General features: G+C 65.7%; 15 protein-coding genes. 11 read left to right on the top strand and 4 right to left on the bottom strand.

From position 1 onward, the window contains the following. Window positions 1–74 precede the first annotated feature (74 nt). The 5 genes from EB75_RS01695 (at window position 75) to lipA (ending at window position 4828) form a co-directional block, all read left to right on the top strand. Entirely contained in the window at window positions 75–1166 is a 1092-nt protein-coding gene (locus EB75_RS01695) for a ferredoxin reductase (RefSeq protein WP_073693762.1), read from the top strand. A 32-nt stretch (window positions 1167–1198) separates the two neighbouring features. Next, window positions 1199–2359, top strand: coding sequence for a fatty acid desaturase family protein (locus EB75_RS01690; protein ID WP_073693761.1), 1161 nt, complete (start codon window positions 1199–1201; stop codon window positions 2357–2359). A gap of 84 nt (window positions 2360–2443) precedes the next feature. After that, complete coding sequence (locus tag EB75_RS01685) at window positions 2444–3247, top strand: DUF1906 domain-containing protein (RefSeq protein WP_073693760.1); 804 nt, start codon at window positions 2444–2446, stop codon at window positions 3245–3247. Continuing rightward, window positions 3244–3798, top strand: coding sequence for a hypothetical protein (locus tag EB75_RS01680; RefSeq protein WP_073693759.1), 555 nt, complete (start codon window positions 3244–3246; stop codon window positions 3796–3798). The genes EB75_RS01685 and EB75_RS01680 overlap by 4 nt, the downstream gene beginning before the upstream one ends. Window positions 3799–3895: 97 nt before the next feature. Further along, entirely contained in the window at window positions 3896–4828 is a 933-nt protein-coding gene (lipA, locus tag EB75_RS01675; RefSeq protein ID WP_073693758.1) for a lipoyl synthase, read from the top strand. A 3-nt stretch (window positions 4829–4831) separates the two neighbouring features. Here the strand turns inward: lipA and EB75_RS01670 are convergent, their stop codons facing one another. Then, window positions 4832–5140: a WhiB family transcriptional regulator gene (locus tag EB75_RS01670; protein ID WP_073693954.1), complete on the bottom strand. Its 309-nt coding sequence runs from the start codon at window positions 5138–5140 to the stop codon at window positions 4832–4834. Between the two features lie 349 nt (window positions 5141–5489). Next, window positions 5490–5774: a MerR family transcriptional regulator gene (locus EB75_RS01665; protein WP_502689327.1), complete on the bottom strand. Its 285-nt coding sequence runs from the start codon at window positions 5772–5774 to the stop codon at window positions 5490–5492. Window positions 5775–5961: 187 nt separating this feature from the next. On the opposite strand from EB75_RS01665, the gene EB75_RS01660 reads away from it, so the two are divergent. From EB75_RS01660 to EB75_RS01645, 5 genes are all read left to right on the top strand, one after another. Beyond that, window positions 5962–6453 (top strand): Hsp20/alpha crystallin family protein, encoded by a 492-nt coding sequence (locus EB75_RS01660; protein ID WP_083611874.1) that lies wholly within the window; start codon window positions 5962–5964, stop codon window positions 6451–6453. A gap of 300 nt (window positions 6454–6753) precedes the next feature. Then, window positions 6754–7101 (top strand): hypothetical protein, encoded by a 348-nt coding sequence (locus tag EB75_RS28610; RefSeq protein WP_142239368.1) that lies wholly within the window; start codon window positions 6754–6756, stop codon window positions 7099–7101. 200 nt (window positions 7102–7301) lie between these two features. After that, window positions 7302–7580, top strand: coding sequence for a hypothetical protein (locus EB75_RS28605; RefSeq protein WP_142239367.1), 279 nt, complete (start codon window positions 7302–7304; stop codon window positions 7578–7580). Between the two features lie 4 nt (window positions 7581–7584). Further along, a complete protein-coding gene (locus EB75_RS01650) occupies window positions 7585–8016 on the top strand; it encodes a hypothetical protein (RefSeq protein ID WP_073693756.1) in 432 nt (143 codons plus the stop codon). Window positions 8017–8202: 186 nt separating this feature from the next. After that, the gene (locus EB75_RS01645; RefSeq protein ID WP_073693755.1) at window positions 8203–8703 is read left to right on the top strand and encodes a hypothetical protein; all 501 of its coding nucleotides are present in this window, start codon (window positions 8203–8205) and stop codon (window positions 8701–8703) included. Between the two features lie 33 nt (window positions 8704–8736). Here EB75_RS01645 and EB75_RS01640 read toward each other — a convergent pair whose 3' ends face one another. Both EB75_RS01640 and EB75_RS01635 read right to left on the bottom strand, forming a co-directional pair. Continuing rightward, a complete protein-coding gene (locus tag EB75_RS01640; protein ID WP_073693754.1) occupies window positions 8737–9174 on the bottom strand; it encodes a hypothetical protein in 438 nt (145 codons plus the stop codon). A gap of 31 nt (window positions 9175–9205) precedes the next feature. After that, window positions 9206–10408 (bottom strand): ROK family transcriptional regulator, encoded by a 1203-nt coding sequence (locus EB75_RS01635; protein ID WP_142239366.1) that lies wholly within the window; start codon window positions 10406–10408, stop codon window positions 9206–9208. Window positions 10409–10657: 249 nt separating this feature from the next. On the opposite strand from EB75_RS01635, the gene EB75_RS01630 reads away from it, so the two are divergent. Beyond that, on the top strand, window positions 10658–11001 hold a 344-nt coding region (locus tag EB75_RS01630; protein ID WP_286150044.1), incomplete at its 3' end, for a glyceraldehyde 3-phosphate dehydrogenase NAD-binding domain-containing protein.

The raw sequence follows: 11001 nt of genomic DNA, 5'->3' as shown, positions 1-11001 counted from the left end.
CCGAACAAAATCATGTGAGTTTCTCACCTTCTCAGCATAGGACTTTGTACCGCTGACTCATGGACGCTAGAAGCATGACGACGACACCAGTTCGCCCCAAGGTCGCGGGATTGCGCCGTCGCGTGCTGGAGCTGGCCGAGCGGATCACCACTCCGCTGCTGCCCGGCGACTACCTCGACCTCGTCGCGCCACTGCGGTCCGGTGCCCCGCTGCGGGGACGGATCACCGCCGTACATCCCGAAACGCCCGATTGCGCCACCGTGATGATCAAGCCGGGCAGCGGCTGGCAGTCGCACATCCCCGGCCAGTACGTCCGCGTCGGCATCGACGTCAACGGCGTCCGCCAGTGGCGCACCTACTCGCTGACCTCGCACACCGAGCGCCCCGACGGGCACATCGCGATCACCGTCAAAGCCATCACGGGCGGCACGGTCAGCAATCATCTGGTGCACCGGGACACGGTCGGCACGCTGGTTCAGCTCGATCAGGCTGCCGGCGACTTCGTCCTTCCCACCCCGGCACCGGACAAGCTGCTGTTCGTCGCCGCCGGCAGCGGCATCACGCCGATCATGGGCATCCTGCGCAACCTCGCCGACGGAACGGGCACCGACACCGTCGTCGTCCACTGCGCGCCGACACCGGACGACATGATCTTCGCCGACGAACTGCGCCAACTCGCGGCACAGGGCCGGATCCGACTGATCGAGGTCCACACCGCCACCGAGGGCCGGCTCGACATGACGCGCCTGCGCGAACTGGTCGGTGATCTCACCGCGCGGCACACCTGGGCATGCGGACCTGCCGGACTACTCGACGCGCTGCAGGAGCACTGGACCGAGCACGGTGTCGCCGACCAGTTGCACACCGAGCGATTCCGCGCCGAAATCCTCACCACCGGCGACGGCGGCACCGTGACGTTCACCAAGAGCGGCACGACCACCGAAGCCGCCGGCGACCAGACGCTGCTCGACACCGGCGAGGCCGCCGGCGTCCTGATGCCATCGGGCTGCCGCATGGGCGTGTGCTTCGGCTGCGTCGTCCCCCTGCGCCGTGGAACCGTGCGCGACGTCCGCACCGGCGACGTCACCACCGCCACCGAAGGCGACGGGGTCGCCATCCAAACGTGCATCAGCGCAGCCGCCGGCGCCTGCGATATCGATATCTGATCGAAAACTGCTTACAGCCAAGGAGTTACGACATGACCGCCATGCAACGCAAACTCAAGAACCCCGTCGCGCACCTCTCTGAGGCCGACATCGAGAACATCGGCATCGAACTCGACGCGATCCGCGCCGAGGTGATCGCCAGCCGTGGTGAACGCGACGCGGCGTACATCCGCAAAGTCATTGCCGGCCAACGCAAACTCGAGCTGGCCAGCCGCGCCGTGCTGCTGTTCTCGCTCTTCCCGCCGGCATGGCTCGTCGGCACCGCAGGGCTGGCCGTGTCGAAGATCATCGACAACATGGAAATCGGCCATAACGTGATGCACGGCCAGTGGGACTGGATGCGCGACCCGAAAATCCACTCCACGACGTGGGAGTGGGACAGCGCTTCGCCGGCCGATATGTGGAAGCACTCCCACAACGAGCTGCACCACACCTACACCAACGTGCTCGGCAAGGACCAGGACCTCGGCTACGGCATCATGCGCGTCGACGAGGACCAGCGCTGGACGCCGTTCTACCTGATGCAGCCGCTGACCAACTTCATCAACGCCTGCTTCTTCCAATACGGCATCGCCGCATACGATTTGCAGATCGGCCGCTATCTCAAGGGCAAGACCGACAAGGAAGAGTTCCGGCGCCAGGGTAAAAAGGTCCTCGCCAAGACCGGCCGGCAGGCGCTGAAAGACTATGTCCTGCACCCACTTCTGTCCGGTCCCTCGGCGCTGACCACGCTCACGGCGAACCTGACCGCCAACCTGATCCGCAATCTGTGGACCCACTCGGTCATCATGTGCGGGCACTTCCCCGAAGGTGTGGAAACCTACGAGAAGACGTCGATCGAGGGCGAGACCCGCGGCCAGTGGTACCTGCGGCAGATGCTCGGCTCGGCCAACATCTCCGGCGGGCGCTGGATGCATTTCATGACCGGCAACCTGTCCTTCCAGATCGAGCACCACCTGTTCCCCGATCTGCCCAGCAATCGCTACCAGGAGATCGCGCCGCAGGTCGCCGCACTCTTCGAACGCTACGGGCTGACCTATGTCAGTGGCCCGCTGCCGAAGCAGGTGGCGTCCGCTTGGATGAAGGTCTTCCGGCTCTCCCTGCCCAACCGTTTCGCGACGAAGCGCCTGCCGCGCCTCCGGCGGGGACGGGCACCGAAGGCGGCGCCCGAGTTGTCAGCGGCAGCTGCGTAGCCAGCCGCACATCGCAGGTCACGATCTGAAATCGACTCAGATTCATAACAACTTTCACATCTGTCGCATTGTTAACATCGCCGGATGCAGTACTTCCCGGAGACCACCGGCCTTCGGCGCCCGTTGTCGCGGCGTGATGCGCTGCGCTACGTCGGCGCCGCGTCGGCGCTGGCCGGGCTCGGTGCGGCAGCCGCACGTGCCGGCATCCCCATGGCGTCGGCCGCCGCTCCCACATTGATCGACTTCGCCATGAAACAGATTCCGGCGCAGGATATTCGGGCCGCCGGCCACGCCGGCGTCGTCAACTACGTCTCGACGTCACGACCCGGCTCGACCATGGGTGCCAAGCCCATCACCCTCCCCTACGCCCGGTCACTCGCGGCGGCAGGACTGGCGATCGTCAGCAACTACCAGTACGGCAAGCCCGGTGGGACGGCGCCGTCGGATTTCACGCGCGGATACGCCGGCGGCGTCGCCGATGCCCGCACCGCCTGGCAACTGCACAGTGCGGCAGGGGGCGGCCAGAGCGCGCCGATCTTCTTCTCCGTCGACGACGACATCGACCGCGAAACATGGAACAACGTTGCGCTGCCGTGGTTTCGGGGTATCAACTCGGTGCTGGGCGCACAGCGCACCGGCGTCTACGGCGGCATCAACACCTGCCAGTGGGCCACGGCCGACGGTGTCATCGGGCGCTCCACCACACCCGGCAAGGTGTGGGCCTGGCAGACCCGGTCCTGGTCCGGCGGCAAGGTCTATCCGGCAGCCGTGATGTACCAACGCATCGTGAGCACCGCGTCGAATCCGGGTCCCGTGGTCGGCGGGCTCGAGGTCGACGTCAGCGACGCCCTGGCTTCCGACGTCGGGCAGTGGAACCTGCATCCGTGATCCATGGCTGGCGCGACCTCGGCTTGATCGTCGGCCTCACGTTGGCGATCATGATCGGCTCGCTGTTGATCACGCCCCTGTTGGTGCGACGCGGACTCAAGACACCGGCCGGGCTTCGGTTGATCAATCGCGCCACCAAAGCGGTGGTGAACGCGGTAAAGCGGCCGATCACCATCATGGTGCTCGATGAGGTCATCGACGTCATCCAGACGGGGCACTACACCCGCAACATCTCTGATGCCATCCAAGAGAACCACGACGAGCTGAAAGCTCTTGCGGCCGACAAGATCCGCACAGACTCGGGCATACCCGTCATCAGCCGAATCCCCGGTTACGACAAGGTCGTCGGTCAGGCGAGCGAATCCGTCATGCACGTTCTGATCGCGATGCTCGCCGATCCCCGGATGGACGAGTTCGTCTCCGACCTGCTCCGCAACAATCTCGAGCAGATTCAGAGCGCGGTCCGCCGCCGGGAGCACGAGCGATCCGCTTCGTTCCGGCAAGCCGGCACACCCGCGGCGGCAGCGGTCTCTGAGGCGGCGACGTCCTGATTCCATCTGATGACGTTGGATACGCGACGCTGCCACCCAGCGGAACCTGCGCGCCACACATACCCGGTCCACTGAGAACTCGCCTAGCATTTTTCCGATGAGTGTCGATCCCGGTGACCGCAAGCTGCTCCGGCTGGAGGTCCGCAACGCGCAGACCCCGATCGAGCGCAAGCCGCCGTGGATCAAGACCACCCTGCGGATGGGCCCCGAGTACAAGGACCTCAAACACCTGGTCAAACGTGAAGGCCTGCACACCGTCTGCGAAGAAGCCGGCTGCCCCAACATCTACGAATGCTGGGAAGACCGCGAGGCCACCTTCCTGATCGGCGGCGAACAGTGCACCCGCCGCTGCGACTTCTGCCAGATCGACACCGGCAAGCCCGCCGACCTCGACCGCGACGAACCCCGCCGCGTCGCCGAGAGCGTCAAGACCATGGGCCTGCGCTACTCCACCATCACCGGCGTCGCCCGCGACGACCTACCCGACGGCGGCGCCTGGCTCTACGCCGAAACCGTCCGCCAGATCCACGCCCTGAACCCGGACACCGGCGTCGAACTGCTCGCCCCCGACTTCAACGGCATCCCCGAACTGCTCGAGGAGGTCTTCGACTCCCGCCCGGAAGTGTTCGCGCACAACGTCGAAACCGTGCCCCGCATCTTCAAACGCATCCGCCCCGCGTTCCGCTACGACCGCAGCCTGGGCGTCATCACCGCCGCCCGCGACTACGGGCTGGTCACCAAGAGCAACCTGATCCTCGGTATGGGCGAGACCCCCGAGGAAGTCCGGACCGCGCTGCAGGATCTGCACGACGCCGGCTGCGACGTCGTCACCATCACCCAGTACCTGCGCCCCTCACCGCGGCACCACCCCGTCGAACGCTGGGTACACCCGGAGGAATTCGTCGAACACCAGCAGTACGCCGAAAACCTCGGCTTCGCCGGAGTCCTGGCCGGACCACTGGTCCGCTCGTCCTACCGAGCCGGAAAGCTCTACGCACAAGCCGCCCGAACCAGGTCCCACATCGGCTAGGTGTCAGCGGCCGGAGTCGTGACGCGGCCGCGTACCGATGATGCGTCCGCGGTCTTCCTCGGAGATGCCGCCCCACACGCCGAAGCCTTCACGCGCGATCAGTGAGTGCTCACGGCATTCGGCGGCGACGGGACACTGGGCACAAATGGCCTTCGCTCGTTGTTGGCGCTGCTGACGCGCGAGCCCGCGTTCCCCGTCCGGATGGAAGAAGGTCGACGGATCCTCGCTGCGGCAGCGTGCCGACAGTTGCCAGGCCCATGCTTCGCCGAGCTTGGTGGCAAGCGAAACGCCCACTCCTGTGCTGCGGTTCATCAGCGGTCCTCGAAGGGCCACCGCGTCGACGACCATCAGCGTCTTCAGGCCGTCGCGCGCACTGCAGACAGGCTCCGCCTCACCCCGGATGACTTGGGCAAAGTGGGTGATCTGGTGTGCCAGCGGATCGCTGTGGTCGACATCGAGGACCGACGAGTCGTAGGCGGTGTACCAGGAGCGGGTGGACGAATACTCCCGCAGGCGCATGGTCGGTATGGACAGCGAGCCGTCGGTCCCGGCGATGTGGTAGCAGTCCTCATCCGGGTAGTGCGCGTAATCCTTGTTTTCGCGCTCTCGGGTTTCGCCGGGGTGGAGCGTCCGGGCTAGAAGGGCCCGCGCCTCGGCCGGTCTACTCGGGCGACTTGTTGTCGGCGACGGCGTCGCGGAGGGCCGCGTTGGCGTCTTCGAGATCGAGGATGCGGCCGATGCCGGCAATGTTCACCCCGGCGGCGAGCAACGTGACGATGCGTTCGATGCGGTGGAGGTCATCAGCGCTGTAGCGGCGGGTGCCGCCGTCGGTGCGTGCTGGGCTCAGCAGGCCCCGGCGCTCCCACGTTCGCAGCGATTGCGTTGGCGCGCCCGACAATTCAGCGGCCACCGTGATCCCGTACACCCCGTGGCCGGATGCCGGGATCCGGTTGGTGGCCCCCACGTTCTGCGGGTCGGGGCCTGTGTTCGCAGTGCTCACAAATTTCCTGCCCTTGGTACTTGCATCAAATATCCGTACGGTGCTATATAAAAATCTATACCAGTTGGAACAGATAACCAACCGGTAGACGCACAGAGTGGAGAGAAGAAAGGAAGCACTGGAGGTGGCAACCATGCTGATGCGTACCGATCCGTTCCGAGATCTCGACCGGTTCACCCAGCAGATTCTGGGGACTGCCGCGAGGCCGGCGGGGATGCCGATGGATGCCTGGCGTGACGGAGATGAGTTCAAGGTCGAGTTCGACCTACCAGGTATCAGCGCCGATTCGCTGGACCTGGACATCGAGAACAATGTGGTCACCGTGCGCGCCGAGCGCGCACCCCTCGATTCCGGCCGGGAGATGCTCGCCGCCGAGCGACCCCGTGGGGTGTTCTCCCGCCAGCTGGTCCTGGGCAACAACCTCGATACCGGCCGCATCACCGCCGACTACAGCGACGGGGTGCTGCGCCTGGTGATCCCGGTTGCCGAGAAGGCCAAGCCGCGCAAGATCACCGTCGGCCGCTCCGAGGGCGCCAAGGCGATCACCGAAGACAACAAGGTGATCACCGAGGACGGTGATCCGGTGGCCAAACCGACATCGACGAGAGAACCCGCCGGGGTCTAGACCCCGGCGACGGACACCCTGCGGTGATGGCGGGCCTGGCCACCACGCGCCCGGGGCGCGTCCCCTCGCGACGGCCGACCTCCACAGCCCCCAACGCGCTGGCCGTTGCCGCGCCCCACTGGTGTGGTGACTGGTGATCAAGACGCGCGTGGCACAGGCATCACCGGCGCATTGTCCCGCCACGTGGTGCCTGGCCAGGCCCGTCACCACCGCAGGGTGTCCGCGCGGTCAACCCACTGGCGCACAGAGGGATACAGACGAGATCGGCCGGTCGATGCCGACACCGGAAAGGAGGTAGCCATGACACAGAGCACCATGATGGCGGCGCCGGTACCGCCGAGCGCCGGCGAATCCGTCCAACTGTTGGTCGCACCCGTGGTCACCAACGACCCATCGCCGGACATCGCGCTGTTCGCCGAAGTCGACGCCATACTCTGCGAAGCTGCCGCCACCCTGCGTCGGCGACCGGCACCACCAGCGATCGGGTGCGCTCTCGACGAGCCCCGGTGCGCTGGTCGGCCGTGGCATTCGCACACACCGCGACCGCGGAATGCCCCCGCGACGCGGGTGTACCCGATGCAGCGCAGTCCTCCGCAGCGCCGCGACCCAACAGCACTGTTGATGATCCACCCAGCGGAAGCGAGGTGATGGCATCACCGCACAAGCGGCTGGGCCGACCCGCCAGCAGGGCCACACAATGGACGCCACACCCACCCCAACGCGGGACGGGAAGCGCCAAAGCCCAATCTAGGCAACACATCCCGTGGCGGTCGGCCCGCCACCATCACCGTCGAAGCTGTCGGACCGGATCGTCGTCAAGTCACTTCCTCCGCAGCAAGGGCACGATCATGACTGCAGTTGAGAAGCCAAGCGCCCCACCGCAAGACGCCGACGCAACTGACCTCGTCGCGGCACAGAATGCCCGCACAGCCGAAGCCGTCCGCTTGGCCGCAGAGGCACGAAAGGCGCTCGGCGACACCGATGCATCCGGCCCGATACCCACGATCACCGACATCGTGCAGATCACGCTGGGCATCCAGCCCGAGCCCACCACGCCGGCAACCCAAGACTCTCGGGGTCGAGGCGCGACGGAAACTCCGCCGACGCCCCAAGGCGGCGGGAGGTAGCGCCATGGTGCGCCAACACCGGCGCCGGCACACCGAAGACGGTCCGGTGACGGTTGTGGCGGAGTTCTCGGTGCAACAACCCGAGAACGCCGCATCGCTTGCCGGCGCCCTCGGCGACGCAATCGCCGAAAACCTCAGCCGGTGTTTGGGTTTCCTCACGTGCACGCTGATGGTCAGCGCCGATTCCTGCCTGCTGATTGCGGCGACACGGTGGGCCTGCGAAGACGCTTGGCTCGCCGCTTCCGGCCACGGAGATCTACCTTGGCTGCAGCTCCAAGAATCCGACGCCACGCTGACCGCACGCCTCGCGGAAGACGGCGGCGCACTGCTGCGCGTCAACGTGTTCCACGAAGTGGAAACACTCAGCACACTCGTCCCGACATCACCTCTGCGCACTGAGGCGACTGCGCGGGTTTCTCACGAGGCCACGGCCTGAATCGACGCGACAAGCAATCCCCGAGTTCTGTCGTCCCAGAGAACTATCGGGCATATCTTGCGCCCACTCGGCGTTATCAATGTTTGTCCCAATTGTCACATGGGTACCGTTGATAACAGCATCCCGATGTGGGTGCCACTGTCGACAGAGAGTCCATACGAAGAAAGAGCCGAATGGGTTATCGCTATGAACACTGTCTTGTACTTCAGCGCCGGCGGCGCTGCTTATGAAACCCGCGCCTACACGCCGGCGGACATCACTCAACTGATTCAGAATCAGCGGCTGCAATGCCTGACCAGCGCTGATCGCCAGTTCGACTTCTGGTTCGCCCCCGCATCACGCCGATGCCAGCGCCGGGTCAACCGAACCGCCACCGAACTACTGCTTGCGACAACGACTTTCACAGCCAGGACCGTGCCGCTGCTGCGTGGCTCCATTGTCCTGGCCAGCCACGACGCCGACGGTGACCTGGACGGGCTGAGCTGGGTGCAGCTGGATCAGCTGGCCCGCCTGAACAGCACGGTCACCGATCGCGACCGACGGATTCTGGGCCGACGCATGGCCCGCGATGAACGCCGTCTGCGACGCGAAGCCGCTGCCACGCGCCATTCTGTTTCGGCGGCGGCCGCAACCACGAACGCTGAAACCGCTTCCCGCGGAGTGGGTTTCGCCTCGTCAGCACGGTGAGCGGCGTATCGAGGGCGGAGCCATCGTCGCCTGCTACGCCGTGATCCGCATCTCGGCGCCGGGGTGCGAACTCAATGTGACGACGACAGTGCCGCTTCCGGTGGCGAACGACGCGCCGGCATAGCCGATGAATCCGTAGTGCCCGTCGATCGTGGAGACCGCGGTGATGTCACCGTGCCCGGTGGCGCCGGTGTCGAGATTCGTCCACGTGACGACGTCGGTGAGTGCGCAGGAGCCGTCGTAGACGCCGGCGTCATAGTGGATGGCAACGCGGACACCGTGGCCCAGCTGATCCCCGGCCTGCACAGGCGCCGCCTGAGCGTCGGCGCTGACGGTGCCACCGCACGTCGGCGACGCCGCGACGGGAACTTCGCCGAGTTGCGCCGCGGCGTCGGCGCCGGCCGTCGCCATCGACAGCCAGGGCACAGCCAGCGCGACAAGGGTCAATCCGGCCACGCGCAATGAAGTCATGTCACCACTATCGGTCGCCGTGCGGGCGGTGTTAGCCCACACGAGCGCCGGACTCCAACGACGCATCGATGACGCTGGGGCTCAGGATGTGATCGAGCACCGTCGTGGCGCAGCCGACAATGCCGGATCGCTCTCGATGCACGGACGGGACGATCTGCAGAGTCCTGGTCGACAACGTACTGGCATTGCCGTACAACGTTTCTCGCAGGCCGGCGACGAACATGTCGTAGGCGCCGACCATGTCGCCGGCCACCACAAGCACGGCGGGGTTGATCAGGTTCACCGCCGCGGCGAGCACCTCACCGACGTGGCGCCCGCTTTCCCGAATCATGCTGCGCGCCTTCGCATCGCCACCGAGAGCCAGCGCCACCACGTCACGCAGATGACCGACCGCATAGCCATCGTCTTGCAAGGCCCGCACGATGGCCCAGCCGCCGGCGACGGCCTCGACACAGCCCGAGTCACCACAACGGCACGGAATACCTTGTGCCGCTGCGATCTTGCTATGGCCGAAATCCCCGGCGGCCTGCACGGCGCCCCGCTGGAGTCGACCGCCCATGATGATGCCGGCACCCAACCCGGTGGACGCTTTCACCACAAGCATGTCCTCGGCGTCGGCGACACCGGCGCGCCGTTCCGCCAGCGCAATGACGTTGGCGTCGTTGTCCATGACCACCGGGGCATCGGTGAGCCCGTGGAAGTACGGCGCCAACGGCACGCCGTCCCAACCGCTCATGTTCGGAGAGTCCAGACTCGCTCCGCGCTGCTGGTCGACCGTGCCCGGCAAGCTCAGTCCGATACCGAAAATGCGGTCACCACGGCGCCCGGAGTCGTCGATCAAGGCGTCGAGATGCTTGACGAGGTCAGGCATCAGATCGTCCGGACCCATGCCCGGCTCTTGGTTGATGTCGGTGGTGGCGAGGATGTCGCCGACGAGATTGCACAGCGCCAGCTGGGTGCGGCTGCGCCCGATCGCCACCGCGAGAACGATTCCCGCATCGACGTTGAACATGAGTTGGCTCGCCGGACGGCCGCCTGTCGACGCCGCGAGTTCAGGCTCGATCACCAGGCCGTGGGCTTGCAGCGCAGCAATCCGCGCCGTCACAGCGGTCCGGGACAGCCCGGTGATCCGGCTGATCTCGCTGCGGGTGATGGCCCGGTGATCGCGGATCACGGCGAACACCTCACCCACCGTGGGTGTCACCGACGTGCCGCTTTGCACCATGGCTCCCATTCAAGCAAGGCCAGACCGAGCGAGGCAAACGTAAGGTCGGGCTAGTTAGGTATTTGAAGTACACAAGTGCCTTGCACAAAATCATAACTGGTGTAGGGTCCTACTTGAACGATCAAGCTCCCCCGAGGACCGCGATTGGCGCCGGGCCCGCCACACGAGTGCCGGCGACACATCTGCTGCGCATCCAATGTTGCTGCGCGACAACAGATTCACCTGGTACCAGACCACCCAGATCTAAGGAGATCAGCAGTGACCATTCGGATCGGCGTCAACGGTTTCGGCCGCATCGGGCGTAACTTCTTCCGTGCCCTCGACGCGCAGCAGGCAGCGGGCATCAACACCGATCTGGAAATCGTGGCGGTCAACGACCTCACCGACAACGCGTCGCTGGCACACCTGCTGAAGTTCGATTCGATCCTGGGCCGGCTGCCCTACGACGTCAGGCTCGACGGTGACGACACCATCGTCGTCGGCGATGCCAAGATCACCGCCCTTGCGGTCAAGGACGGTCCGGCGGCGTTGCCGTGGGGCGATCTGGGTGTGGACATCGTGGTGGAATCGACCGGGATTTTCACTGACGCCGCCAAAGCGCG

The sequence above is a fragment of the Mycobacterium sp. ST-F2 genome (assembly GCF_001905655.1).
Lineage (GTDB): Bacteria > Actinomycetota > Actinomycetes > Mycobacteriales > Mycobacteriaceae > Mycobacterium.
The sequence above is the reverse complement of the archived record's forward strand: the minus strand, read 5'-3'. Positions and strand labels throughout refer to the sequence as shown.